At 70.7% G+C, this 24,832-nt stretch carries 19 protein-coding genes and 2 pseudogenes; 7 read left to right on the forward strand and 14 right to left on the reverse strand.

The genetic code is table 11. The annotated features are described in order from the left end of the window. Positions 1-91: 91 nt before the first annotated feature. The 7 genes from AB0M26_RS27630 to AB0M26_RS27660 form a co-directional block, all read right to left on the reverse strand. Positions 92-457: an SH3 domain-containing protein gene (locus tag AB0M26_RS27630; RefSeq protein ID WP_365265079.1), complete on the reverse strand. Its 366-nt coding sequence runs from the start codon at positions 455-457 to the stop codon at positions 92-94. Between the two features lie 580 nt (positions 458-1,037). Further along, entirely contained in the window at positions 1,038-3,641 is a 2,604-nt protein-coding gene (locus tag AB0M26_RS27635; protein ID WP_365265081.1) for an acyl-CoA reductase, read from the reverse strand. Then, complete coding sequence (locus tag AB0M26_RS27640; RefSeq protein WP_365265083.1) at positions 3,638-4,804, reverse strand: acyl-protein synthase; 1,167 nt, start codon at positions 4,802-4,804, stop codon at positions 3,638-3,640. The genes AB0M26_RS27635 and AB0M26_RS27640 overlap by 4 nt, the downstream gene beginning before the upstream one ends. Beyond that, positions 4,801-5,949 carry a GNAT family N-acetyltransferase gene (locus AB0M26_RS27645; RefSeq protein ID WP_365265085.1) on the reverse strand — a complete coding sequence of 383 codons (1,149 nt, stop codon included), beginning with the start codon at positions 5,947-5,949 and terminating at the stop codon, positions 4,801-4,803. The genes AB0M26_RS27640 and AB0M26_RS27645 overlap by 4 nt, the downstream gene beginning before the upstream one ends. Further along, the gene (locus AB0M26_RS27650; protein ID WP_365265087.1) at positions 5,946-7,496 is read right to left on the reverse strand and encodes an MFS transporter; all 1,551 of its coding nucleotides are present in this window, start codon (positions 7,494-7,496) and stop codon (positions 5,946-5,948) included. Before AB0M26_RS27650 ends, AB0M26_RS27645 begins: the two co-directional genes overlap by 4 nt. Continuing rightward, on the reverse strand, positions 7,493-8,770 hold the full coding sequence (locus AB0M26_RS27655) for an AMP-binding protein (RefSeq protein ID WP_365265089.1): 1,278 nt from the start codon (positions 8,768-8,770) through the stop codon (positions 7,493-7,495). The genes AB0M26_RS27650 and AB0M26_RS27655 overlap by 4 nt, the downstream gene beginning before the upstream one ends. A gap of 425 nt (positions 8,771-9,195) precedes the next feature. After that, positions 9,196-10,818 carry a phospholipase D-like domain-containing protein gene (locus AB0M26_RS27660; RefSeq protein ID WP_365265091.1) on the reverse strand — a complete coding sequence of 541 codons (1,623 nt, stop codon included), beginning with the start codon at positions 10,816-10,818 and terminating at the stop codon, positions 9,196-9,198. Between the two features lie 588 nt (positions 10,819-11,406). Between AB0M26_RS27660 and AB0M26_RS27665 the strand changes: the two are divergent. Next, positions 11,407-12,429, forward strand: a pseudogene (locus AB0M26_RS27665) (tetratricopeptide repeat protein); the annotation flags it as partial. 266 nt (positions 12,430-12,695) lie between these two features. Then, on the forward strand, positions 12,696-13,745 hold the full coding sequence (locus tag AB0M26_RS27670; protein WP_365265093.1) for a polyprenyl synthetase family protein: 1,050 nt from the start codon (positions 12,696-12,698) through the stop codon (positions 13,743-13,745). 79 nt (positions 13,746-13,824) lie between these two features. On the opposite strand, the gene AB0M26_RS27675 is transcribed toward AB0M26_RS27670, so the two are convergent. Then, the gene (locus tag AB0M26_RS27675; protein WP_365265095.1) at positions 13,825-15,006 is read right to left on the reverse strand and encodes a hypothetical protein; all 1,182 of its coding nucleotides are present in this window, start codon (positions 15,004-15,006) and stop codon (positions 13,825-13,827) included. After that, positions 15,003-15,404, reverse strand: a complete 402-nt coding sequence (locus AB0M26_RS27680; protein ID WP_365265097.1) for a PadR family transcriptional regulator — start codon at positions 15,402-15,404, stop codon at positions 15,003-15,005. The genes AB0M26_RS27675 and AB0M26_RS27680 overlap by 4 nt, the downstream gene beginning before the upstream one ends. 510 nt (positions 15,405-15,914) lie before the next feature. Here AB0M26_RS27680 and AB0M26_RS27685 point away from each other — a divergent pair. Continuing rightward, entirely contained in the window at positions 15,915-16,994 is a 1,080-nt protein-coding gene (locus AB0M26_RS27685) for a helix-turn-helix domain-containing protein (protein WP_365265099.1), read from the forward strand. A 316-nt stretch (positions 16,995-17,310) separates the two neighbouring features. Here the strand turns inward: AB0M26_RS27685 and AB0M26_RS27690 are convergent, their stop codons facing one another. Then, positions 17,311-17,802 carry a hypothetical protein gene (locus tag AB0M26_RS27690; protein WP_365265101.1) on the reverse strand — a complete coding sequence of 164 codons (492 nt, stop codon included), beginning with the start codon at positions 17,800-17,802 and terminating at the stop codon, positions 17,311-17,313. A 227-nt stretch (positions 17,803-18,029) separates the two neighbouring features. On the opposite strand from AB0M26_RS27690, the gene AB0M26_RS27695 reads away from it, so the two are divergent. Next, a complete protein-coding gene (locus AB0M26_RS27695; protein ID WP_365265103.1) occupies positions 18,030-18,770 on the forward strand; it encodes a methyltransferase domain-containing protein in 741 nt (246 codons plus the stop codon). Between the two features lie 713 nt (positions 18,771-19,483). On the opposite strand, the gene AB0M26_RS27700 is transcribed toward AB0M26_RS27695, so the two are convergent. Next, complete coding sequence (locus AB0M26_RS27700; protein ID WP_365265105.1) at positions 19,484-19,831, reverse strand: VOC family protein; 348 nt, start codon at positions 19,829-19,831, stop codon at positions 19,484-19,486. A 281-nt stretch (positions 19,832-20,112) separates the two neighbouring features. Here AB0M26_RS27700 and AB0M26_RS27705 point away from each other — a divergent pair, with 281 nt between their 5' ends. The 3 genes from AB0M26_RS27705 (at position 20,113) to AB0M26_RS27715 (ending at position 21,763) form a co-directional block, all read left to right on the forward strand. Continuing rightward, positions 20,113-20,514, forward strand: a complete 402-nt coding sequence (locus tag AB0M26_RS27705; RefSeq protein WP_365265132.1) for a hypothetical protein — start codon at positions 20,113-20,115, stop codon at positions 20,512-20,514. An 83-nt stretch (positions 20,515-20,597) separates the two neighbouring features. After that, the gene (locus tag AB0M26_RS27710; protein WP_365265107.1) at positions 20,598-20,972 is read left to right on the forward strand and encodes a hypothetical protein; all 375 of its coding nucleotides are present in this window, start codon (positions 20,598-20,600) and stop codon (positions 20,970-20,972) included. A gap of 377 nt (positions 20,973-21,349) precedes the next feature. Beyond that, positions 21,350-21,763 (forward strand): PPOX class F420-dependent oxidoreductase, encoded by a 414-nt coding sequence (locus tag AB0M26_RS27715; RefSeq protein ID WP_365265109.1) that lies wholly within the window; start codon positions 21,350-21,352, stop codon positions 21,761-21,763. 520 nt (positions 21,764-22,283) lie between these two features. Here the strand turns inward: AB0M26_RS27715 and AB0M26_RS27720 are convergent. The 3 genes and pseudogenes from AB0M26_RS27720 to AB0M26_RS27730 form a co-directional block, all read right to left on the reverse strand. After that, a complete protein-coding gene (locus tag AB0M26_RS27720; protein WP_365265111.1) occupies positions 22,284-22,754 on the reverse strand; it encodes a hypothetical protein in 471 nt (156 codons plus the stop codon). A 61-nt stretch (positions 22,755-22,815) separates the two neighbouring features. Next, entirely contained in the window at positions 22,816-23,460 is a 645-nt protein-coding gene (locus tag AB0M26_RS27725; RefSeq protein WP_365265113.1) for a GPP34 family phosphoprotein, read from the reverse strand. A gap of 267 nt (positions 23,461-23,727) precedes the next feature. After that, a pseudogene (locus AB0M26_RS27730) lies at positions 23,728-24,831 on the reverse strand (erythromycin esterase family protein). Between the last annotated feature and the right edge of the window lies 1 nt (position 24,832).

The raw sequence follows: 24,832 nt of genomic DNA on the forward strand, positions 1-24,832 counted from the left end.
AGCTACCTTGCCGGCCTACACCTCCGCGCCTCGATGATCTGGATCAAGGACCTCACGCGAGCCACCCCTTGATCACGACCAAATACGCTCCCTAGCACCAGCGCGGCGCCGGGCCGATGTTCTCGATGTAGCGTGCCGCGGCGTAGCCGCCGTAGCCGTTGATGCGGTACCAGCGCGGATTGCCGTCGATCGTCTGCCCGTTGACCTTGCACTCGATGCTGACGATCTTCCCGTAGGGGAGGAACCCGACCACGGGGGAGCTCAGCCAGGGCTGCTTACGGACGTTCAGCCCGGACGCCGCGATGACCTTCCCCTTGTAGTCGGACATCAGATGCGTGCTCTTGCCTGCGTTGGCGCCGCTGTCCGTCGTCGTCGCGTACGCGGCGGTTGCGCCGGTGACGACCAGCAGTCCGGCCGCGGCGGCAAGGGCGCAACGGCCCAGCCTGGATGTGAGCATGGAGTTCCTCCTGGTGTCCGGATCGGACATCTTCTGCGATGAAAGCGACACAGCAATTCCTCCTCGGCTTCAGGCTGACGAGCCGTCAGGACTGAATGGGAACGGTGCCGGACCGGTCGCAGCGATGTCCCCGCCGAACGGCGCACGGCAGCCGGAACGACAAGCCGTCACACGGCGTCCGGAGGGGGGAGGGGGACACGCTCTGGTTGGACCTGAGGTGCGGTCGTACCAGTGGGCCACCGGCCGGGCACGGCGGCAACGTTTGCGCCGCCCGTCCACCCGAACGGCCCAGCGTGCAGCGCATTCGCCCGGCGGACGCAGCGCATCGGCCGTGCGCGAACGCCTCGCGATCTCACCGGGCTCCGGCGGCGGAGGTCGCAGACTAAGCCGGTCCCGGGCGGGCCCATACGCCCAGCTCTCGTCCGGGGTCCAGCAGCAACGCTCCCGCGGCCACCGCCGGGCCCCCGACTGTCCCGACCGCTCGGCACCCGGCGGCCACTGCCCGGCGCCCGACTGCGCGGCCACTGCACGGCCCCCGACTGTCCCGACCGCTCGGCAGACGGCGGGCCGCCGCCCCGGCTCAACCCGTCCTGCGGCGGTCCACGAACGTACGCAACTTGCCGCTCGTCGAGGTCCGTTCGAACGACGCGACATCGGTGATCTCCACCGACAACGTCAGCAGACCCTCCTCGTCGACCGCCGAGCGCAGCTCCGGAATCACCGCCAGAAACGCGGAACGCGCCTCATCGGCCGGCGGGGCGTACCGGGCGTCGAGTCGGACCGTGAGGCGTTCACATGCGGCCTCCGAGGTGAGGACCACCTGGAGTTCGCCGCGGTAGCCCAGATGTGTCTCCGCCGCCTCGACGAAGCGCCGGTAGTGGTAGGAGTACGCGCCCACGCGGGCCACGTCGCCGTGACGGCCGAGGAGTTCGATGCGCGGAGTGCGGCTGCCGCAGGGGCATACGCCGTCGAGCACCCGGCCGAGGTCACCGATCTCGTAGCGGTCCAGTCGCTGTCCCGCCCGGGCCCGGCTGGTGAAGATCAGGCGGCCCGGCTCGCCGACGGGCACCTGCCGGTCCTCCTCGGGGTCCAGGACCTCCAGCGTGTGCAGATCCGTGAGGACGTGGTGCACCGAGCCCTCGGCGTGTTCGCACTGGTAGCCGAGCGGGCCGAGGTCGGTGCTGCCGTAAGCGGCCGACCGGATCACCTCGACACCGAACTCCTCGGTGAGAACGCGGCGTTGTTCGGCGGTGAAGTGCTCACCCCCGTAGTAGACCTTCCGCACCCCGCCGTACGCGCGCAGCGTCTCGCCCTGGGTGTGGAAGAGCTGCCACAGATAGGAGGGCATGCCGAACAGGGTGTCCGCGCGGTAGCTCACGAGGGCCTCGGCGACGGCGGCGAGGTCGGTTCCGGCGGCCAGCGGGATCTGGGTGGCGTTGAGGCGTTCCAGGATGGAGAAGAAGCTGATGAAGCTCCCGTACATCCCGCCGCAGTAGAAGAGATTGGCCGCGCGGTCTCGGGCCGGGTCGAAGCCCGAGTCGATCAGACCGTGCGCGGCGGCCCGCATCTGCGTGTCGTAGTCGGCGTTGGTGAAGACCGACAGCGCGGGCGCGCCCGTCGTGCCGCCGCTGCGGAAGTACAACTGGGCGTGGTCGGGGTGCAGTTGCCGCAACTGCTCCTGCACACCGGCCTTGTCCAGCAGCGGACCGGAGGGCGGGGCGGGCAGCGCCGCCGGGCCGACGAGGTCGTCCAGGCAGGAGGTCGCGGTGAACCGCTCGTCGGCCCGTACGGACACCCGCCTGCTGTAGCGCTGCAACGCCTGGACACCGTCGTGGGGTTCGCCGTCGTAGCTGTCCAGCATGGCGCCTACCGGAGTCACCCGGGTGACCCCGGCGGTGACAAGGGCACGGGACAGGACGGCGGTGTCCGTGCGGCTGCCGCCGACCGCCGCGGTCTGGAGATAGCGCCGCATCGGGCGGAGGGTGGCGGCCAGGCCGTGGCGCGGCAGCGGCTTGATCCAGACGCTGCGGTGCAGCGGGGAGGCCGTGAGGGCGGGGCGGGTGTCGGCGAGGACGCGCCACGAGCCGTCGGCGGCGGCGACGACACGGGTGAGGCCCAGATGCTGCTCGAGTCGGGCGACCAGTTCGGTGGTGGTGACCTCGGCGCGCTCGCCGGGGCCCGGTTCCGGGCGGGGCAGCTTGTCGGAGACCTGTGCCAGATGGCCGGCGAAGGTGTCCGCAAAAGCGAAGACCTCGTCGTGGTCGCCGGTGTCGAGATAGACGACCTGCGGGCTGGAACACGCCTGCTGCTCAAGGCGGCAGACGTCCGCGGCGAGCCCCGACAGCACGCCCTGGTCGGTCCAGGCCTCGCGGGTCAGATAGGCGAACGAGATCTTGTGTCCCCACTCGACGAGGCGGCACCCCGGCGGGGCCAGCGCGGCGATGCCCGATACGGCGTCCTCACCGCCCCAAACGGCGATGGCGTCGGCCGCCGCGCACAGGGGCTCAAGCCACGCCCGGCGGCTGGAGGGGAAGCGCAGGACGACGATCCTGCGGGCGAGCGCACCGGTCTCGTCGGCCGCCGCCAACTCGCCCAGCAGATGCCCGGCGAGCGCGGTGTCGGAGCTGCTGGTCTTCAGGACGTTCAGGTTGCCGGTCAGCAGGCCCTCGACGACGCTCAGCGGAGCCACCCCTGCCGCGTTGCCGGGCGCGATGTGCACCAGCAGCCCGACCGGCGCCCACGCTTCGTAGACGGTCTCCCGCGCATCGGGGCGGGTGAAACGCTCCGGGTGGAGGCCGCCGAGGTCACGGCGGAGCTTGCGCTCCAGGGACGGGCGGCGGAAGGCGGCGGCGAGTTCGGCGAGCAGGGCGGCCGCCTCCTCGGGGCCGGCGCCACCGTCGGTGAGGCAGCCGGCCAGCCGGGTGTGCACGGCACCGCCGGGCGTGCGCAACTCCTCCGCGATCCGGTCGCAGGCACTGAGCACGACCTCGGTGGGCAGCGGCTCGCTCAGCGCGCGCTCGGTGAGGGCGGGGAGGTCCGCGAGGTGTTCGGCCACTTCCGCATCGTCGATGAACCGGCCCTGCCACAGGTGGAGTTGTTGCCCCGCCTCGGCCCCGACGACCGCCGCATCGGAGGTTTCCGCAGGCGTGCCCGAGGCCGCCCCGGGAGTGGGTGCGCTGGTCATGAAAGTCCCTTCAGAAGTTCGGCGGCGGCCACCGCACAGCTGCGGTTGCGGCTGATCCCGGCCCGGCCGTGGACGGTGAACCACGGCGTGAGCTGCGCGCAGCCGCACTCCTCACCGGGGTGCAGGGACGCGAGGTCGCCCATGAGCACGCTCTGCGCCGGGACGGAAGTGATGTACGGCGAAACGAGGTGGAGGTAGCCGATCCCGCCGTGGGGGAGCGGCTCCAGGGTCGCGGTGTCGCGCACCGCCGCACGGGACCACACCGGTACGTGCAGCCGGTGTCGTTCGCATTCGACGTACGGCACGCAGTGCTCGACCGAGCCGAAAGTGTCCCGGATCCGCTCCTGCGGGATGCCGAGATACTCGCCGACCCCCGCGTAGAAGGCGTCCTTGCCGATCTGCCGGTCGGCATGGCCTTTCCAGCCGCCGCCGAGGACGACCAGTGAGCCGGGCGGCAATTGCACCGGCGGGATGCCGAGCGAGCGCATGCGCTCGAGGGTGAAGTGGAGGAACGCCGGGAAGCCGAGGATCCGTACGGGCAGGCCCTCGTCCGCGTACCGCTGGAGGGCGTCGATGCAGCCGCGCACATCGAACTCGTGACCCGTGCCGGTGTGCCGCAGTGCGTGGGTGGAGTCCCGGGCGGGGGCGAAGTCGCAGAGGTAGTTGTCGGTGAACGACGTGCCGAGTTTGAGCGATGGAGCGGGCTCGTAGCTGTAGAGCAGATAGTTGACGGGCTGGTCCGGTGTGATCCAGCCGTAGTGGTCGAAGATCCTGGCGACCATGCGCTGCGCGGCGCGGATCGTCCACTCGTCGAAGAACATCTGCGACTTCTGGCCGGTGGTCCCGGAGGAGGTGAGGTGGAGGACGACCTTGTCCCGGGGGATGGAGAGCAGTTCGTGGCGCTTGAAGAAGTTGGCGTGCACCAGCGGGGCACGGACGTCGCGGCCCACGTCGGGCGCGGGCGTCTCCGGCTCGTCGGTCAGCAACGAGCGGAAGAACGGGGAGCGTTCGGAGTGCCAGGAGTTGGTCTCGGCCATCGCGGCGGCGAAGAGCGCGTCGGTCCCGGGCCCGTACGCGTACGGCTCGGCCAGGTCGCACAGCCGCTGGACGTGCTGGAGGGAGACCGGGTCGGGGACCTCGACGGGACGCAGATGGGGATTCATGAGACAACCTCGTGAAGGGGAAGGTAGGTCGCGGTCCAGGCCCTCAGATACGCGGTCAGGTACGGCTGCACCAGCGCGCTGACGGCGGTGGTGCGGAAGTCGATCTGACGGTTCGTCCGGGACAGCACGACGTAGTCGTGGAAGCGGTCGCCGATGCGGCGCATCGCGGGATAGAGCGCGCTGGGAACGAACCCCGCGGCAAGGAAGGCGCTCAGACCCGCGGTGTCGGACAGTGGCAGCAGGGTCTCCACGTAGTCCGCGCCGGTACGGGTGACGGCGGCCATCAGCGGTTCCATGGTGTGGGCCATGGCGGCCGGATACGGGTGCACGGCGATCAGCGAGCAGCTCCTGGCGGTCGGGTCCAGCTCGGCGTACGCCTCGAACGCGCCGTCCTCCGGGGTGAGGATCGCGTTCGGGGAGTGCAGCGGGAAGAAGCGCCCGGCCGGGTCGGGGAACAGCTCCAGGAAACGCCGCCGGACGAAGGAACGGGCGGTGACGATCTCCATGGCCGTCGTGACGGGGACCGGTGGTCCTGAGAACAGGCCGGTACCCGGGGCCTCCACGGGCCGGACCGCGGCGTAGCCGATGCCGGAGGTCTCCTCGGCGGCCGTGAGCAGAGGAGCGATCGGTTCCGGCACGCACGGCACGGACTCGCGGCGGTCCAGCACGCCGTCGGCGTAGCGGGCGAAGAGCGCGAGGCTTTCGCAGCCTGCCACTTCGACGGCGTTGGGCAGCAGCCCGAGGGGGCGGAAGCCGTGGCGCACCACGACGTGCTGCGGGCCGGCGGTCACCACGCGGACCGTGGCGTAGATCGAGTCGACGGCGCCGGTGGCAAAGGCGTCGGAACAGACCGCTCCGGTGAGCCGGCCCGCTAGCCCGCCTTGCCGGTGGTCGGGGTGGACGGCGAGACCGAGGAGTTTCCCGATCCGGCCACCGGGGTCGGTCCGCACGACCACGGAACCGGCCGGGTCGCCGCCGCCGGCGCGGGCCACGAGCCAGTGGGTGTGGGGATCGGTGATGAGCCGCCGCATCTCGGCGGGGTCGGTGCCCAGCGGTACGGGATAGCCGTGGCCGTAGACCTCGAAGTACAACTGCCGCAGGCCCGCGACGTCCTGGAGGACGGCGGGGGTGATGGTGACCGTCATCGTGCTCCTCCTCCGGTGGTGGCGGTGTCGGCCGCTCGGCTGGCGGTGGTGGCCCGGCGTGCGGGGGGTTCGCCCGCGGGCCCGGGGGGTCGGCCCGCGGGAACGGATCCGCGGGCGGGGACAGGTGCTGTGTCCGCGGGCGCGACGGCGGCGCGGCTGCCGGTCCACCACAGGGCGAGGGCGACGGGGACCAGACCCACCGCTTGGACCAGGCACAGGGTGCGCGGCGAGATCTGGTCCCCGAGCATGCCGAAGAGAAGCGAGGCGAGCGGGAAGGTGGCTCCGAGGAGCGACTGCATGACGGCGAAGAAGCCGGGCTTGTCCGCCGCCGGTACGAGCCGCTGGAACAGGGCGACGAACCGCACGCCGACGGCTCCCACGCACCATCCGGCGACGACCATCGCCGTCGCGTAGGCCGTCCGGTCCGCCACAGCCGCGGGCAGGGCGAACGCGGCCGCCAGCAGCCCGAGGCAGACGGTGCCGGTGGTGATCGGGCGGCCCGGCAGCCGGCCGCCGGTGAAGGATCCGGCGAGTGTGCCGACGCCGAGTGCGGCTTCGAGCAACGCGACCGTCGAGCCGTCGTCGTGCAGCACGGTTGCGGTGTACAGCGGCATCACGACGAAGACGGCGGTGGTGAACACGTTCGCCGCGGCGAAGCAGATCAACACCCGTCGGATGAAGGGCAGTTCGGCGAGGATGCGGCGCAGCGTACGGGGCTGGGCGGCGGGGGGCTCGTGCGCCGTACCGCTGGGCGTGGCGGCGCCGGGAGCAGTGCTCCCGGGGGCGGTGCTCTCCCGCGCGGTGGCGTCGGGGAACCGGGTGAGGCCGATCAGCACGGCCGCGAGCAGGTACGCACCGGCGCATCCGGCGACGATGCCCGGCAGCCCCCAGGAGTCGACGACGAGCGGTCCGAGGAGGCCGCCCACCAGCCCGGCCAGCGACTGGGTGGCAAGTTCGAAGCCTGTGGCCGACTCGATGTCGGCGTCGTCGACGAGGACGGGCACGGACGTCGTCAGGCAGGGGTCGAACAGCGCCTGGCAGCCCGCCAGCAGCAGGGCGGCTCCGTACGCGACGCCCATCGGCAGCGGCTCCGCGTACGCCCATGCCGCCGTGGTCGCGGAGACCAGTCCGGCCCCGGCGGCGGCCGCGGCCATCACCGTGCGGTACGGGGTGCGGGCGATGACGGTGGCGACGACGGGGGCCAGTGCGACCGCGGGCAGGGTGCTCACGGCGAGGAACGCGCCCGACGCGAGGCCACGTTCGGATCCCGCGGCGTACTGGACGAGCCACCACACGATGCCGACCTGGAACATCCGGGCCGACGCCTGGGTGAGCACCTGGGCCGTCCAGACGGTGCCGAAGGCCGGGTTGCGCAGTATGACGGGCAGCGGTACGGCGGATCGTTTCGGCGCCGGTGGGGCCCCGGAGAGACGCGAGGCCGAGGGCGGGCTCGACGGTGAGGTCGTGTGCGAGGCCGAGGGCGGGCGCGAGGCCGAGGATGCGTGCGAGGCCGAGGACGCGGGAGGCCGGGAGCCGGGCGCGGTCATGCGTGCGGCCGTTCGTCGAGGACGCGGATCAGCTTCCCGGAACGGGCGTTGACGGCGAGGTCGGCGTGGCGCACCAACTCCAGGGCCACGGGGTGGACATGGCGAGCGGCGACGGCATCCGCGTACATCGGACGGGCTGCATGGAAGGCCTTCTCGACGGCCGCGGCGAGTTCTGTCAGGCCGCCCGCCCCGGTGTCGCAGCCCAGTCGCAGCAGCAGGCCGTCCCGGTCCACGCCGTCGGAGCCCTGAGAGCGGCGCACAACGAGCTGCACGCCGGTGACGCGGCCCGCAATGTCGGCGGTGTGAACCAGATCGTGCACGTCCTGGGTATGCAGGGCCACCGGGCCGACGCGTACGCCTTCCTCGGCGCGCCCGAGGATCCGGAAGTGGCCTGCCGCGGTGTCGGTCCACTCCGCGCGGTCCCCGACGGGATAGCGCAGGACCGGCATCAGCCGGCGCCGCAGGTCGGTGACGACGACCCGGCCCGGTAGGCCTGCGCGGGTGATCGGTTCCCCGGACTCCTCGTCGAGGATCTCGACGACGGTGTGCGGGGCCGGGACACGGTGCAGCCGCGGGTCGTCGCCGGGGACGGGCAGGCCCACGAGGCCGGCGTCCACGGCGGCATAGCCGATCGAGGTCACACGGGCTGCGGGGAAGGCGGTCGCCAGCAGCCGCTGCTGGTCGCCGAAGAGGCTCTCGCCACCGAAGAAGAGCCTGCTGACGGCGGGGAGTTGCCGTCCTGCGGCCGTCAGGTGTTCGGCGAGCGAGCACAGCGTGGTCGGGGTACCGGCGATGACGTCGACGTCGAACTGCTCGAGTGTGGCGACGGTGGAGGAGAGGGGCGCGGCGCCGCCGATCGGGAGGCGGACATTGGAGACGGGGGAGCGGTGAAGTGCGTCGAGGACGAACGTGAAACTGGCGTAGAGATCACCCGCGTAGAACAGGTCGGCCACCCGCTGACCGGGTTCGAGCCCGGCCCCGGTGAGACCGGAACCGAAAGAGGTGGTGAATTCACGCCACTCCTCCCGGGTGTAGAAGGAGAACTTCGGCGCTCCCGTGGTCCCTCCGCTCCTGAACACGACGGCTTCCTCGAGCGGGCCGGTCAGAAGGGTGTTTGGGCGCGGGGAGTTGGCCTGCCAGAACCTCGTCTGGGGGATGACGGGAAGTGCGGACAGCTCCGTGACCCGCTCGGGCAGTCCGGAGTACAGCTCCGCGTAAAAGGCCGAGTTGCTGCGGACGAAGCGTATGAGTTCCGCGAGTGTGTGAACGGGCATCAATTCCTGCTTTGCGGCATGCGAAGGAGGACGGTGTCCCGAAAGCGCGAACACCGCTGAGAGGTGGTGTGGTTCAACTGCTGGTCACGCAGATGCGGCGGTGCTGCACGGCCTGGCCGGAGGTTCTCACGGACGGCCGGAATACGACCGGAATACGACCGGGGGGCAAGGTCGAATCCTTGCTCCAGTGGCCGACTCCGGTTTGTCTCTTACCGCTTGATGCTTGCGCCGACACACAACAATAACACCCCCTGTGGGGTTCCGATTACCCAGGGGACCCGGGAGCGGCGGTGAGGTGCATCTCATGGCGGAAAAGCATCGGAACAGCGCAAGGGGACCGCCCCAATGGTTCGTCAGACGCCCATTCGGTGCGGTCCCCTCTTCCCGAAGTCAGATCTGTGGCAGCGGACTTCGGGGAGCCTCGCTTACGGGCATACGCCGCGGGCGTAGTCGAACGTGGCCGTCTCCTTGGAATACTTCCACTCCGGGTCCAGCAGGGCCTTCTTCAACTGCCCTGCGGCAGTGGGGTCCTCGACGATGTAGCCGAAATCCTGCAGCCAGGCCGGATACAGGTTCTTCGACCCGACGTAGAACGCCGAGTCGTCCACCGAGACGACCTTGTGGTGGGCCGCGTACGGTGCGCCGTCCGCCCATCGGGCCTTCGGCGAGCTGCGGAAGGTGGCGAGCTGAAGGTTCTCGCACATCACCGCGTCCGCCTTTCCGCGGCTCCCGGTGAGCCTCCGGAGGCGCTCGCGCAGGATGTCGCTGATCTCGGCGAGCGACGTGATCTGGGAGTATCCGCCGCTTCCGACGGCTCCGCGATTGGCCGGATCGCTGACGACCACGCGTACCTTCACGCCGTCCTCCAGCTTGGCCGCCAGCGTGTCGTACAGCCGGACGTCGTAGCGCGGCAGCGGCGGGCAGGTGCCGTTGAGGTCCTGCTGGGAGATGTCGATGCGGTTCTCGGCACTCGCCACGAGTGAACGGAGCGCGCTCTCCTCGGGGTTGACGGTGTCGTAGTCGCGGTCGGCATTGGTGCGGTCGGCGAGTCCGCCGGTGCACGTGGCGTCCGGAGCGGTCGGCAGGGCGGGTGCGAAGAGGGAGGTCGGATCCTTGCCCTCGATGCCCGCGCCGAGTCCGCCGACGGCGATGACCGGGACGTCGCCTGCTGCGGGGGGTTTCGGACGGCCGTTCTCTCCGCTCTCTCCGCCTTCTCCGCCCTCCAGGGTCCGCATGCACGGGGCGCCGGCCGAAGCGGCGAGCCATACCCTGGTGGGATTCGTTGAGTTGGTGCAGGTCCAGTCCCACAGCCTGTCCAGGTAGCGGGACGCTGACCCGGCGGCCGGCCCGCTCAGTGCGATGTCGGCGTCCGATACCGGGTGGGCGGTGTCGAGATAGTCGTCCTTCCAGCCGTTGATGCCGCCGGTGATGGCGGTGCGGCCGTCGACGACCAGGAGTTTGGAGTGGTTCCACGACAAGGCGGTCCTGGACGTGGTCATCGAGGCCACGTTCAGCGTGACGTCCGCGGCGGCCTCGCCGAGCTTCCGCGCCAGCTCGTCGCGGTAGCGGGAGGGCACGACATTGAGGTGGTAGAGCGGTGCCGCGCCGACGAGGATTCGCACCCGTGGCTTGTGGCCGGCCGCAACCGACGCCTTGAGCCCGTCCACGATCGCGTCCTGGAAGCGGCCGTTCGGGAAGGGAGCCAGAGTGGAGATGTCCACGGTGCGCTCGGCCCGGGCGATGTTCCGTTCCATCCGCTCCAGCAGTGCACGGGACCCGGCCCGGTCGTGGCACGCGGGGTCGCCCCAGCAGCCCGGTGTCTGCAGCAGCCAGCCGGACGGGTCGCCCTCGGGCGCGTCCAGCCGGTTGCCCCCGGTGCGCTGCCACACCGTCCCTTCCAGCCCCGGTGAGACCTCCTTCAAGGTCCTTTCGACGGCGTCCAGATGAGGGGACTCGGCCGCATGGGCCGGTGCAGCGGGCGCGGTGCTGAGCGCGGTGGTGAGCGCAATGGCTCCCGGTATCAGGCGATGGAGGCGACGACGAGCCAAGGGGGTTTCCTTTGATACACGAGCGTTGTACCGAACGGGGCTTATGCCCGCTCAGTCATGTGATGACCAGAAGGTAGCGGATCGCCGGATACCGTGTTCGCGCGGGGGCCGATTCGCGTCGAAGCCCCCCATTGCTGTGATCACTGACCGGGAACGCCGTTGGCCGCCGAATCGGCGTCACCCTCTCGCGTAGGAGTCCCGGGAAAGGGCATTCGAGTTCCCGGCGGGAGGGGTGCTGCTGCCTCCGGCTTGTCCGGTCGGTGTGCCCGGGACGTCGAGCCGAGCCGTTCTGCGGGTCGCAAGCGATGCCGCCCCAGACCTGAACTCCTGGGCGTGTACCGCGTTTCGCGCGGGGTGGGTCTCGTGCGCCACCCCCGGCCCAGGAAACCGAGTTTGCCGAGGTGGGCAACCCGGTTGAGTAGTCCGGCGTCTTGACGGGCGGCAGGGAACGCCCCGGTCCTCAGGCTGCAGGGGCGGGTTTCCGGCTCGCTATACACTCAGCGTATACTCATCGTGTATATGTGAGTGTGTGCCCGTAGCCGGTGGCTTCCTGTCGCGCTGTCAGCAGTCCCCCACCGAAAGGCTCGCATGTACGGCAAGGCATTCGCCCCCGAGTACCAGGGCGCTTTGACCACCCTGTCCGTGAACTCCTCCCTGACCGACGTCCTGGCCGCCGCGACCGAGCAGTTGAGCGCCGCCGAGCAGGCGGGAAAGCCGAGCGAAGTGGCGCGCTGCGGACTGGCGGTCGCCGAGGCGCACCGGCGGCTCGGACAGGTGGAGGACGCCGATCGGGCGTGGAAGGCCAGCTACCGCACCGCCAGGGAAGCCGGGGACACCGCGGCCATGGCGTGGGCGCTGTGGAGCGGCGGCACCCTCGCCCGCCAGCGCGGCGCCTTCACCCTGGCCTGGCGGCTGCTGGGACTGGCTGCCGAACTCGGCGAACAGGGCGGGGACATCGTCGTCCGCGGCTACTCCCTGGCGGGCCTGGCGGAGACCGGCCGGATCCAGGGCGACTACGAGGCTGTGGGGCGCCTCCACGAACAACTCCTGGCGGAGGCGCGGAAGCGGGGCGAGGCACGCCACACGGTCTGGGCCCTGGAGGGCATCGCACAGATGCACCGCAACACCGGCTCGTACGACACCGCGTACGCGATGTTCGAGGAGGCCGCCGGGATCGCCGTCGACGCGGACGACCAGCGCGGCCGCGCCTGGGCCCTGCGCGGACTCGCCGACGTGGTCTCCGTGCGGGACGGCGACACGCAGGGGGCGCTCGGCCTGCTCTCGGAGGCCGAGGGGATCTGCCGGGCGATGAACCTCTCCAGCGCCTTGGCCTACAACCACAAGATGCGTGCCAACGTCCTTTACCGGGCGGCCCGTTGCTCCGAGGCACGCGACTTCTACGAGCAGGCACTCGCGCGGTTCCGCGGGATGAGCGAGCCGCGCGGCGAGGCGCTGGCCCGACTCGGCCTGACCAAGTCCCTCGCCCGCCTGGGCCGCGACCGTGTCGAGACAGCGGCCGAACTTGCCGAGCTGGAAGCCACGTTCGCCCGCATCGGCTTGCGCCACGCCCGCGAGATGACCGCCCGGGCGCGGGAGGAACTCGGCCTCGGCGCGGCGGACGGGGAGACTCCCGCACCCCCCGGCCTCGGCGCGGCGGCCCGGAGGACCCCCGCTCCCCCCGCCGGCGAGAACTCCGCCGCCCCCGTAGGCGCGGCCCTCGATGGCCCCGTAGGCGCGGCCGTCGCCGTACCCACCCCCGAGGCCCCATCCGTCGAGGCTGGGCGGACCCACCCGGGCCGCTCCGTCGTACCCCCGGCGAGAGCAGCCGTCTCCACCTCGACTCCCGCCGGATTCAGCCGGATCGAGGAGGTCGTACGGTGATCGTGGCCCCCACAACCTCCCGTACCACGACAGCGCCCCAAGTCCTTGCCCGCTGCCGCGCGTTGGTAGGTCCTGCACTCGTACGGGCCGTCGACCGGCTCCACCCCTGGGTCGGGGAGATGGCCGCATACTCATTCGGCTGGTGCGAGTCGGGCGGCGCACCCACCGGCCATCCCGGCGGCAAAGGGATACGCCAGGCGCTCGCCGTCCTGGCTGCGGAGGCGGCCGGCGCGCCCGCGCAGGCGGGCGTCGAGGCGGCCGTCGCCGTGGAGTTGGTGCACGCCTTTTCCTTGCTGCACGACGACATCATGGACGGCGACGCCGCCCGGCGCGGCCGGCCCGCGGTCTGGAAGGCCTACGGGACCGGACCGGCGGTCCTGGCGGGTGACGCACTGTACGCCCTGGCGGTCGAGACCCTGGCCGCCTCCCCGGCCGGACCGGAGGCGCTACGCCTGCTGGCCACGGCCCTGGGCGACCTCGTGTCGGGCCAGGCGGACGACCTGCTGTTCGCCGCCCGCCCCTGGACCGGACCCGAGCGGGTGCGGCCGGAGGAGTACCGGACGATGGCCGAGCACAAGACCGGCGCCCTGCTCGGCTGCGCCGCGTCCCTCGGCGCTGTCTTCGCAGGCGCGCCACCGGAAACGGTCACGGCACTGGATCGCGCCGGACGCCACCTCGGGATCGCGTTCCAGATCGTCGACGCCGTGCTGGGCATCTGGGGCGATCCTGCCGTGACCGGCAAGCCCGCCCACGGCGATCTTCGGGAGCGGAAGAAGTCCCTCCCCGTACTGGCCGCCCTCGACACCCCCGGGCCGACGGCCGCGCGCCTGGCCGCCTTCCTGCAATCCGCGGGGGCTGCGGACGAGGCGGGCGCCCGGCGGGCAGCCGCACTGATCGACGAGGCCGGCGGCCGCGCAGCGGCACTGGCCGAGGCCGCCGACCACATCGCGTCGGTGGAGAGAGTGCTCGGGGGCATACCGCTGGCGGCAGCGGCCGCGGGTGAACTGCGGGTGCTGATGGACTACATGGGCGACCGCGAGGTCTGACCGGTCCGACCGGGCGACGACCACCGGCGCGGCCCGGGCGCGCTGTCACGCCCGGGCCGTCCGCCGTCGCCCGCGCCGCTCAGACGCGGGGTCCGGGAGCCGAAGCGGGCGTCGTGGGTGAGGGATGGTGCAGCGAGGGCTCCCGCCGCAGCTGCCATGCCGCCACCACGAGCAGCGTCACCTCGAGCAAGGAGACGGCCACGGTCTGAACGATGTTGGCGATCAGGCCCCCGGTGGGAAGGCCGGGAACGATCGCGAGATACGTCACCGTGTCCAGGCAGATGGCCACCACGGGCAGACCGAGCGCGGCCAGGGCCGCGGGCATCGCGGGATCCGCGGCGCCCAGGTGCGGAGGCGTTTCCCGACCCGCCGGAGACTTCCCCGAGAGCCGATGCTCCAAGGGCCCGGCGGGTGGGGCCGTGCGGCGGCGGGCCCGTACGCGGAGAACCAGCCACGCGACACCGCCCACCAGGAAGACCCAGCCGTACCGCGAGCTGTCGAAGCCCAGGATCATCCGGCCCACCACGATCGTGGCGAGCATGACGAGGGCGCAGGCCGCCGGAATCCACTCGCCGGCGAGGCGGGAGATCTCGACGCGCGCCGCGCCGGGGTGGAACGCCGTCGCCACACAGCCGGTGACCAGCACGACGAGAGCGAGGGCGGCCATGTCGGAGACGGCCGGCGTGTAGCCCTCGGCCACTGTCCTGCCCAGGTGCATGAACGAGGGCAGGGCCGCCACTGCGCAGAAGACGGTCGCGCGCCGCCGGTGCCCGCGTCCAAGAGCCACGGTCGCGGCGATCCACCCCAGGGGCAGGACAACGTCGAGAAGCGCGAACGCCGTGTGGACGGCATTCGCCGGCGAGTCCGCCTGCCGCCCGAGGAGGATGCCCGTCATCGCCTCCTGGTCCTGGGCGGATCCGGCCAGGAGGACCGCCAGGTCGGTCAACAGGCTCACGGCCGTCGAGACGGCGAGCAGGGCCGCCCCGAGAAGACCGACGAGGCGCGCGGTCCGGCCGTAGGCGACATAGCGGGCGGGGGCGCCGGGCCCGGCCAGCCGCGTACGGATCGCGAGGACGAGGACACCGGCGATTTCGCGGGCGCGCGGGCGGCCCAGTTCGGCGTCCTCGTCGAGCGGTTCGTGGTCGCTGAGGAAGGTGTCGACCATCTCCTCCTCGCGGTCCTGTCGGTAGTAGGCGGGCAGGACGCGCAGAACGGCGCGGAACCGTTCCTCCAGGAGGCTGGGGGAGTTGCTCGTGCTCATGCGGTGCCTCCTGCTCCGGCGGGCCGCGCCCGCCCGCGGGACGTGGGTGGGGCGGGGGCAGCGGCTGCGCCGGCCGCGGGTGAGCCGGTCAGACGCTGCTCCGCGGCCTGAACGTTGGCAGCCATCCGAGCGTTCTCGGCCTCCAGCGCGCGGCGGCCTTCGAGGGTGAGGCGGTAGTAGCGGCGCAACCGTCCCTGATGGACCTCGTCGTGGTCGTGCTCGACGAGTTCGTCGGCCGTGAGCCGGTCGAGGACGCCGTAGAGCGTGCCCACGCGCAGATCGACACGCCCGTCGGAGAGTTCGGCGGCCTCCTGCTTGATGCCGTATCCGTGGCGCGGCGCATCGTGCAGTGCGAGAAGCACGAAGAACACCGGCTCGGTGAGTGGTTTCAACGCCATGCGGAGGAGAATACATCGCAAGCCGATATATGAGTAAGGGGTGGCTCCGCGGAATCCGCTGTGGAGAGGCGCGGTCCTTTCCGGATCCGCTGTGGAGAGGCGCGGCCCTTTCCGGCGGTCCGGACCCCGGCTGCGCCTCCGTCGCCCCCGGGAGGACGGTGAGATCACCCCCGTGCACCGCACCGTCACCTCATCCGCATCCGGTGCGGGTCCGGTTGATCCCGCTATCCGGTAGTACGTGCCTCGCCTTGGTCGGCGATCCTTGATCAGCTTCAGCCCGCGACAACACTCGGCCAACTCTGCCGGGCAGGCGTCGGTCGTGTCATTGGCGGAGGGTCCACATCCGCTACGCAATCCGTACACCGCCGCCGACACCCCTCGGGCACGCCGCCGCCGGGGAATCCGCGGGGGAGACCGTGGTCCAGCATCCTGTTGACCGCACGCTTTCGGCCGGCTCCGATGAGGCCGGGCATCGCGGTACTTCGCGTCCCTGACACGATGTGAGGAAGGATGAGTGCGAGGGAGGACACAGGCTCCGGGCGCGGGACCTCGACGACCATCGAGGAACGCGCCACCGCCGGCCTGCGTGCCCCTGAATACGAGCGCATCGGGGGGAACATGAAGCCGGACACCGTCTTCCGCAGCCGCGACCTGCCGGTGGCGGCGCACCGGTTCGAAGCCTGGCGAGAGCATCTGGCCAAGACCATCTGTCCCATGGACACCAGCAGCGAACACTCCGGCGACTTCCACGGTGAGCTCCGCTGTCTCCGACTCGGCTCCGTCTCGGTCCTGCCGACCACCGTGCAACCGGTCACGGGCTTACGCACCCCCAAGCTGGTCCGGCAGTCCGACCCCGAGTTCTACGACCTCGCCCTGCTCATCCGCGGGACCATGACCATCAGCCACGCGGGCCGCGAAGAAGAGCACGGTGCGCGGCAGATGTACGTCGTCGACACCTCGCACCCCTGGAAGACCGTTGCGGGCACGGTGACATCCATCGGACTGGGCATTCCCAAGAACCTCGTACCGCTGCCCTCCGACAGGGTCGACCGACTGCTCGCACGGGCGTTGCCCAGCCAGGAGGGCATCGGTGCCCTGCTCGCCCAGTTCCTCACCCAACTCGCGGGCGAGAGCACGTACTACGGACCGGCGGACGCCACACGCCTGGGTACGGTGGCCCTGGATCTGTTCACCGCGACCCTCGCCCATCACCTCGAGGCCGAGGACGCCGTACCGCCGGAAACGCACCATCAAGCTCTGGCCCTGCGCATCAAGGCCTTCATCCAGCAGCACTTGTCCGACCCGGATCTGCGCCCCGCCACGATCGCGGCCGCGCATCACATTTCCCTCAGCCATCTCCACGGCCTCTTCCGGAACGAGGAGACCACCGTGGCAGCCTGGGTCCGCCGGCGGCGCCTTGAGCGTGCCCACCGCGAACTTGCCGATCCCGCCTGGCGCACGACTCCCATTCACGCGATCGCCGCGCGCTGCGGTTTTACCCGGGCTGCCGACTTCACCCGCGCATTCCGAACGGCCTACGGCGTACCGCCACGCGACTACCGCAACGCCGTCCGTTCGCCCGGCGATTGACGTCCACGGACCACGCCCCCCGGAAAGTGACGGTGAGCCTCGGGCGCGCACGGCTCCGGGCGGGAGAATTCCGCGTTTTCCGTGGCTGACAGGCCATCAGTTCAAGCCCGCACTCGTTCACGAGTATCTGCCTCGTCGTCGCCCGGCGTGGGGTGCACAACGTGCCGGGGGCCAACTCAAGGGCCCGTGGCGGTCACTGGCGCAGCCGGCCAGGTTCGGCCTGGCCTCGGGCTCCTGCTGCATTCAACAGGAGCCCTGATCTGCTCAACGCGCCGGTGGCAACGCCAGGCGTCGAGCCCGTGGCGCAAGCCGCGTGTCAGAGGATGACGAGGCGGATGGTGAGCTGCGTGTCCGTCGGGTTGAGGAGGACGGCGTGGACGTCACCGCGAGCCCTCCGGTACAGCTCAGTGCCTCCCGTGATCGCCAGGTCGATGTCGCCCGGCCCGGCACTGGTGACGGAGATCAGCCCCTGCACGGTGAGCTGTCCCCCGGGCAAGGTGAGCGTGTTGACGCACTGTTCGTCGAACTCGTCATTCGGGGCGGTCCGGGTCAATGTGCAGACTCCGCCCTGGGTTCCGATCTTGGTGCTCCCCCGGTAGAGGTCCGCGCTGGTGACGAACTCGTCGCCCTGGCTGGGGCCGGGGACGCCCACATCGACGAAGGAGATCTGAGTCTGTTTCGCGACCAGCCGGAAGGTGAGTTCCCCGGTCTTCGGCGTCGGTGTGGCGGCCGGTGCCGAGGAGGCGCTCGCAACAACGGTGGCCAGAGCGGTGGCCGTACCCAGGCCGAGAAGCTTGAAGAGGCGCATCGTGTGTCTCCAGTGTCCAGTACCAAGTAGCCCCCTGGGCATGCCAGTTCGGGGCTGATCCTCAGCCCAGCATGGTGTGACTCATGCTCATCAGTGACCGCCATTCAGGTGAATATGATGCCTTGTCGCTATTGTGAGTGATTGGTTGAGTTGACAACGACAGTGGCGACAGTGCTGACGGCCCACCGCAACGGCCGGCCTTTCCATGGCGCGTCATACTGTCCGCCATGACGACATACGACACCGTTGGTGCGACTTATGGCAGAACCCGACGGCAGGATCCGCGCATCGCCGCGCAGATCCATACGGCCCTCGGGAATGCCGCAACCGTGATCAACGTCGGGGCCGGGACCGGTTCCTACGAGCCGCCGCAGACGGTGCTCGCAATCGAGCCCAGCTCGGTCATGATTGCCCAGCGTCCCACTGGTGCCGCGCCGGCGCTGCAGGCGTCCGCGGAGTCGATCCCTGTGGCGGATGACGCGGCCGAGGCGGTGATGGCCCTGTTGACAGTTCACCACTGGACGGACCTGGCAGCCGGTATCGAGGAGATGTGCCGTATCGCCCGACGGCGCATCGTCATCCTCACCTGGGACCAGAACGTCAACCGCACGTTCTGGCTGCTGAACGAGTACTTGCCCGAGGTCGCGGCGTTCGACGAGACGCGCGCCGTCGGCATCGACCGGCTCGTGGCCCTGTTGGGGGGCGCGCGCGTCGAGACGGTCCCGATCCCGTACGACTGCGCCGATGGGTTCGGCGGCGCCTATTGGCGTCGACCCGAGGCCTATCTCGATCCGGTGGTGAGGGCCGGTATGTCGCATCTTGCGCAGGCCGGCGAGGAGGTCCTCCGAGCGGGCCTGACCAGGCTTTCCGACGACCTGTCCTCCGGCCGCTGGCATGAGCGCCATGCCGACCTGCTCGACCGCGAAACGCTCGACGCCGGATACCGGCTTCTCGTCGCGGACCTGTAGGAAGAATTCCGAAACCCCGAAACCACCCGGATAACGACGGTTCCTTTGCCGGAGATGAGGAGCCCGCCGCCATCACCACCGTACAGTTCGCCGGGGCCCCGTATCCGGGATTACCGGAGATAGGTCTTCGGCCTCGGGATTCGGAGGATGCCCTCCTTCTCAGCACCTCCTTTCTGCTCCACTCGGTCGGAGTGTGCCGAAGTGATCCGATTTTCCCTTGCCTTGCCCCGGCGCGAGGCAAGAGCCCGGCCGTGCGAACCGGACGTACGTGTGGTCAACCAGCAACGACCCGCGTCTGGCGGCCAGTTGACCCGGTCCCCTGCCCGACCCGGCGGGAATGGAATATCCATCCGCCATGGGTCGCGGGCACTGGAGAAACAGTCAATGCGCCCGGCATGGGCCGGGCAGTCGCCAATTACTGGTCCATTCGAGAAGCGGGCGTAACCGCCTGTGCCTTTCGGCGTTGAGGAGGATGCACTGAGAAGGGAACGCACCAGATCCTTCTGTCGCAATTCCTTTCAGTGCACGGCCATGTCAATCCTCTGCAGGCCGAAGGGGCTCCGGGGTACGGCTCCCAACACACGTATCCCGGAGCCCCGGTTCCTTCACGTGGCGGATGGCCCGTACGGAGAGGGCGCCTCACGGGCATCCCCGCAGGCTGCGGCCTGTGCGCACCGCCTGCCCCGGCTGTTCGTCGACCCGGAGTGAAGCGGTCAGGTGATGGGGTTCTCGATCAGGGTGATGCGGTTGCCGTCGGGATCGTGCAGGGCTGCGAACCGTACCTTCTGACCGCCGTGCTCCACCGGCCCCGCGGTCAAGCCGCGGCCTGTGATCGCGGCGAGTGCGGAGTCGAGGTCGTCGACGACGAGGTTGAGCAGTGTCGATCCGGCGTGCTCGGGCGAGGCGAAGACCTGGATCCAGCCGTCGGAGGAGATGTGCCAGTCGGCCAGCCCGTCCATGGGCCTGCGGTCCGCAGGACGGCCGATGAGCCGTTCGTACCAGGCCACGGCGGTTTCGATGTCCCGGACGGGAGCGACGGCCAGTACGTGGGTGAAGGCCATGGGAAGCGTCCTTTCGTGGGGGCTCCCTTGTGTGCTTACACCAGTTCGGACTCCGCGTAGCGGCAGGACTCATCGCGAGTCTCGCCCGTGCCCGTCGCATCGCAGGCAGAGCCCGCGCCCCCCGTTCCCCGCCGCGGACGAAGGCATTGATGGCGAGGGCCTGAGGGGCCCCGGCACCCCATCCGCGCTGGAGGGGTGACGTCCGTGCCGCGTCGAGGCGTTGTGATGGCCACGGGCCGGGGCGCTTCGTACCGATCGTGGGGAGGGGGGGCTACGACAGTGTGGAGGAACTGACCATCGCCGCCCCGCTGGTCGTGCCCGAGCGTACGGGATGGCTCGTACAGGTCAGGGTCGGAGCGCCCGACGAGTCGGACAGGCGCACGGTGGAGGTGTACTCCCGTGCCGAGGACGCCCTCGACACTGATCCGTGGATCCCCGTTCGGACGACCCTGGGCGGAACTCCGACTTCTCGTCGCGGCCCGCTCGTTGTGCATCCACGAAGTGTGCGCGTCCGCCATCTGGCGGATGCTCGGCGAGCCCCGAGGCACTTGGATCGAGGGGCACACGTGCCGAAGCTCCGGCCGACGCACGTACTGACCAGAGAGGAGCGGGCCAGGATCGCGCACCCTTTCCGGACGTCGCGCACCATGGCCGAGCGAGCATGTTGGGGAATTCTTTGTTGAGCGTATGTCGTTCCATGGAGCAGAGGTCAGCCGTGAGTGGCCGATCGACGCCCCTCCTTGGATCCGTCCTTGCAGCCGCCACCGTGGCTGCATTCATTGCGAGCAGCGGCGCCAGTGCGGCAGCCGCGGAGCAGGCACCGGCGCGGACGGTCGTCCGGTCCGCGCCGGACCGGGAGTTGCCCGCAGGACCCGGCACCACGTGCGGCACGGTGACCACGGCGGCCGGTTACCCCGCCGAGGTCCGTATCCGTTCGGGCTCGGTCCGGTGCACCAAAGCGCTGAGGGTGTTCCAGCGCTATTACACGGCCCTGGCGAACGGCGAAGCACCAGGAAACGGCGGCGGCGGTCCGGTGAACGTACGACGTTGGACATGCCAGTCGCCTTCGTCGGTCGAAACGGAAGAGCAGCCCACGTGCGTGCGCGGTGACACCACGATCGCCGCCCACGTTCAGTTCTAGCCGATGCGGCCCGCCCGCTGAGCGGGTGGGCCGTATTGCCACTCCTGGCAAGGCTGTTGAGAGTCCGAGGCCCCCGGTCACCCGTTGCAACACCGTCGCTTCTCCGCGCTCCACGGCTGCCATCGGTAGTAACCGGCCCAGCTCGTGGCTTCTGCCCGGAGGAGCGCCCTCGGTGGGAGCCGCGGAGCCTCGCCGGTGGTTCACCAACAGGCGTGGACGGATCGGCCGGAGAACCGTCACGTCCACGGCCGGGGGCACTCCCCGGCGAAATGCGGGAGTTACGGGCGGGCACCCGGGCAGGGGTCACGTACTCTGCCCCCGGATTGCGGCCGCGACCCGATCCGTGCACCCACGCTGCCCGCCCCGAAGGGACCCCCATGACGGCCTCGCCACAACCGGCCCCGCCCGATGACCTCTTCTGGCGGGAAAGTCGCCTCTGCTTCCTCACCACCCTGCGCCCCGACGGGACCCCGCACCTGGTGCCGGTGGGCGTGACGTACGACCCCGAGACGCGGATCGCGCGCGTCATCAGCAGCGCGGGCAGCAGGAAAGTCCGCAACGTACGGGCCGCGGGCGGGAACGCCCGCGTTGCTGTGAGCCAGGCTGAGGGCCGCCGGTGGTGCACCCTGGAGGGCACCGCGGTCATCAAGGACGCCCCGGCTTCCGTGGCCGACGCGGAGCGGCGTTACGCCGAGCGGTACAAGCCCCCGCGGCCCAACCCGGAGCGCGTTGTCATCGAGATCACCGTCACCCGAGCCCTGGGAACGGCCAAGCCCGCGGGGTGGCTCTGACCGGACCGGGCGTTTACGTAGCGGGGTCCGAAAGCCTCGGAGTGTGATCCGGCCCCGGAACAGGACGCGGGTGCGCCGGCGCCGACCGCGGTGCGGCTGTCGGCCCAACGGTTCGTAGTGGGTCCTCATGGCGACCCGAGTGGTGGCCGCCCTGCTCGCCTGCTGGAGGACGGCTGCGGTCGAAGAGCCTGCTGACGGGCGCGGGTAGCGCGTCGAGGGCATCCGGACGGGGTTGCGTGGCCCGCGGTGCCCGGCCCTGTCGGCGGGGTTCCGTTCGGTTCCCATGGGTGCACGGGGTGCCGGGCGCCCTGTGTACGGCTCGCGGACTGTCGCCCGGCCGGGGCTGTCGGCCGGCGGGGATGTCGGCGGTCCGGTGGTGTCCCGGGATCCACCGCCGCACTCCCGTAGGCGCATTGGCCCTCGGCCGGCCCGGGCGAGATGTACGGGCTGAGGCCTGCGGGACGTGGTGGTCGAGTGTGCGGGACATACGGCCGACCGCTGAACCCGCCCCCGGCCGGCGTCACGGCACGGGCTCCGCTTCGAGGTGCCACCGGTTGCGCGGCCCGCGGACTTCCAGCGCCTCCCAGCCGAGTCCGCGTAGGACGGCAGCGCACTCCCGCAAGGCTTCTCGGGAGGCGTATGCGGCGCCGCTGCCGACCGGGCCCAGCCAGTCCACCCGTACCGCGCCCTGCCGCTCCGCTTCGCCGACGCAGTAGCCCGTCGCGATCCGCTGCCCTTCCGCATTGAGGGCCGACGGCGGGAGGCCGGCGGCTTCCAGCGCGAGGGCGACCGCTCGTACGGGCCGGCGCCGTTCCCACGCGGCCGGCACCGCGAGCGGATCCGGTGCCGCGGTGTTCATCAGGCGCCGGATCTGCAGCAGCCCTTCGAACGCCTCCCGGACGGATGCCTTCCGTCCCGGCCCGGCAGGGAGGGCCTGCGTGGCGCCGGTCGCGGCCTCGAAGCCGCCCGGCCGGCCGGGATCAGCGCTCATGTCGGTGTCCGCATCAGAAGTACGAGGGCCCTCGACCGTACTTCCCCGGGCCCGCGTGGTGTCATCCGCCTCCGGCGGACTGGCCGACCTTGTCCATTCGCACGGTGCGCCGCACCGCGGATGCGGGCCACTGTGCGTTCGTGAGCTGGTGCATGTCACGGCGGATCCTGCGGGCGCTCCCGGAACCGGGACAGATTCCCGATGCCAGGTCGACGGCGCAGACGAGGCCGGCGAGCATGCGGCTGCGCCGGTCGGGGAAGCGGACCTTGGCGGCGGAGCGGAGGCGAGCGACCGCGGGCGTGGACCAGTCCGCGCCGGCCGACGGGTAGAGGTGGTACTGGAAGAACAGGAAGGAACGACGCTTCTCGATGCGGATCGCGCCGCGCTGTGCCAGGCGGTGGGCACATGCCTCCTCGATCGGCCAGGCCGAACCGCGGATCCATCGCTGGATCCGCATACCTTTCGCCTTGCCGGGGCCGGGCAGGCTCGCCAGGGCGTCGTCGAGCAGGGGATCACCGACCGGAGCCGGGTTGACGATGACGATCCGGCCGTGGTCCTCGACGATCCGGCCGGCTGCCTCCAGCTCCGCGAGCACGGCCCCGGCCAGGCCGTACTGCAGAAAACGCGGTCTGCAGCGCGGTTTGCCCGTGACCGGATCGAGAGCGAGGAGCAGCAGCTCCTCGGCGAGGGTGACGCGCGTGTCCATGGGCGGCTCCCACCGTAAGCAATGCATCCGTCTGGTGCGGCGCCGTAGACGCTACGAGTGGTCTCTCCATGGAAATACTCGAATCGCATTGCCTCGCCTACCACAACTGTCCGGGCTCCGGGCGAGTCCGCGGGGCGGGGCGATCGGGCCTGAGCCCGGGCGACACCGCTCCCGCCCTCCGATCCAATCCCCCCGGTACTTCGGCACCTCAGCGCAACCCCCCATTTCCATCAGGGACTTGGAGAAGGACCCTCTCGGTACCCGGAATCAGCGGCGCTGGATCTGCCCGACGTCCCTCACGTACACGATTCCGTCGATGTCCGCCAGATGGGCCGGGTCGAGCGGGGCGTAGACGAACCAGGGGGACACGCGGAGCGCGGGCCGAGTGTCGCCGAGGACGGTGGCCAGCCGCGAAGCGTCGATGACGTAGCGGTCCTCCGGGAGTGCGTACGAGTCCTTCGACGGTGTCCTGGGGCGGCGTGCCCACCCCCCTGGTGCCCGATCGTGCCGAGGGCCGAGGTCAGGAACGCGTAACCCTCGCCGAGCCGGGCGCTCACCAGCGCGCCGGCGCTCCACCACTCCACCGGCCCTTCCACATCTGCATCGTGCTCTTCTCCCGCTGGAGATGGGAGTTGTGGGCATGGACGAGTGCCGGGCCCCGGGCGGAAACGGCGAGGAGGTTGTGGGCCATCATCTGATCCCGCAGCGCGCACAGCCGCGTCATACGGGCCGGTGAGGTGCCGGCCATCCAGTAGTGGTAGCGCAGCAGGCCGGTGGCGGTGCGCCCGTACAGGAGTGCCCGATCCCAGTCCTCCCGCGAGGTCGCCGTCATCAGGTGAGGCGTCGCGTTTCGGGCAGCGCCACCAGATCGTCGGTGAGCAGCCGCAACTCCTCGGCCTCGGTCGACCGTCCCACGTACCGGGCCGGGTCCATCATCGCGGCGGGATCGGTCCACCGGTCGTGGGCGCCGAGCAGGCGGTCGAGCGTTTCCGCGGTGCAGGGCAGCAGGTCCGCGTCCACCCGGGCCGCGAGGTGGTCGTGGAGTGCGGTGAGCGCCTGCCGTGGGCTCGCGGCGGCGGTCATCTCCAGCGGCCCGTCGAAACCGGCGAAGCGGATGCGCTCGGACGCGGGCCGGCCGTCGTTGTGGGCGCGCATCCAGCGCACCAGCTCGCGGTTGGGCGCGAAGGTGCCCCAGCCGTGGCTGAACCCGCGTTCCATGACGTCGACGAGGGTGCCCGTTCCCGAGGTGACGTAGCCCTCGACCAGGCCCATCATGCAGTCGCTCTCGATCGCGATCGTCCGGTAACCCTCCTGCTCGACGAGTTGCCGGAACAGTTCGTTGCGCAGTTCGAGCAGCGTGTCCGCTGCCATC

Origin of the sequence: Streptomyces sp. NPDC051776 (genome assembly GCF_040681345.1) — a bacterium.
Classification (GTDB): Bacteria; Actinomycetota; Actinomycetes; order Streptomycetales; family Streptomycetaceae; genus Streptomyces.

Coding starts and splice junctions, on each gene's coding strand:
- AB0M26_RS27630 (WP_365265079.1), bottom strand. CDS start 457: ATGCTCACATCCAGGCTGGGCCGTTGCGCCCTTGCCGCCGCGGCCGGA.
- AB0M26_RS27700 (WP_365265105.1), bottom strand. CDS start 19,831: ATGGCCTTCACCCACGTACTGGCCGTCGCTCCCGTCCGGGACATCGAA.
- AB0M26_RS27725 (WP_365265113.1), bottom strand. CDS start 23,460: ATGGACACGCGCGTCACCCTCGCCGAGGAGCTGCTGCTCCTCGCTCTC.
- AB0M26_RS27675 (WP_365265095.1), bottom strand. CDS start 15,006: ATGAGCACGAGCAACTCCCCCAGCCTCCTGGAGGAACGGTTCCGCGCC.
- AB0M26_RS27690 (WP_365265101.1), bottom strand. CDS start 17,802: ATGCGCCTCTTCAAGCTTCTCGGCCTGGGTACGGCCACCGCTCTGGCC.
- AB0M26_RS27695 (WP_365265103.1), top strand. CDS start 18,030: ATGACGACATACGACACCGTTGGTGCGACTTATGGCAGAACCCGACGG.
- AB0M26_RS27650 (WP_365265087.1), bottom strand. CDS start 7,496: ATGACCGCGCCCGGCTCCCGGCCTCCCGCGTCCTCGGCCTCGCACGCA.
- AB0M26_RS27715 (WP_365265109.1), top strand. CDS start 21,350: ATGACGGCCTCGCCACAACCGGCCCCGCCCGATGACCTCTTCTGGCGG.
- AB0M26_RS27635 (WP_365265081.1), bottom strand. CDS start 3,641: ATGACCAGCGCACCCACTCCCGGGGCGGCCTCGGGCACGCCTGCGGAA.
- AB0M26_RS27655 (WP_365265089.1), bottom strand. CDS start 8,770: ATGCCCGTTCACACACTCGCGGAACTCATACGCTTCGTCCGCAGCAAC.
- AB0M26_RS27680 (WP_365265097.1), bottom strand. CDS start 15,404: ATGGCGTTGAAACCACTCACCGAGCCGGTGTTCTTCGTGCTTCTCGCA.
- AB0M26_RS27685 (WP_365265099.1), top strand. CDS start 15,915: ATGAGTGCGAGGGAGGACACAGGCTCCGGGCGCGGGACCTCGACGACC.
- AB0M26_RS27640 (WP_365265083.1), bottom strand. CDS start 4,804: ATGAATCCCCATCTGCGTCCCGTCGAGGTCCCCGACCCGGTCTCCCTC.
- AB0M26_RS27645 (WP_365265085.1), bottom strand. CDS start 5,949: ATGACGGTCACCATCACCCCCGCCGTCCTCCAGGACGTCGCGGGCCTG.
- AB0M26_RS27720 (WP_365265111.1), bottom strand. CDS start 22,754: ATGAGCGCTGATCCCGGCCGGCCGGGCGGCTTCGAGGCCGCGACCGGC.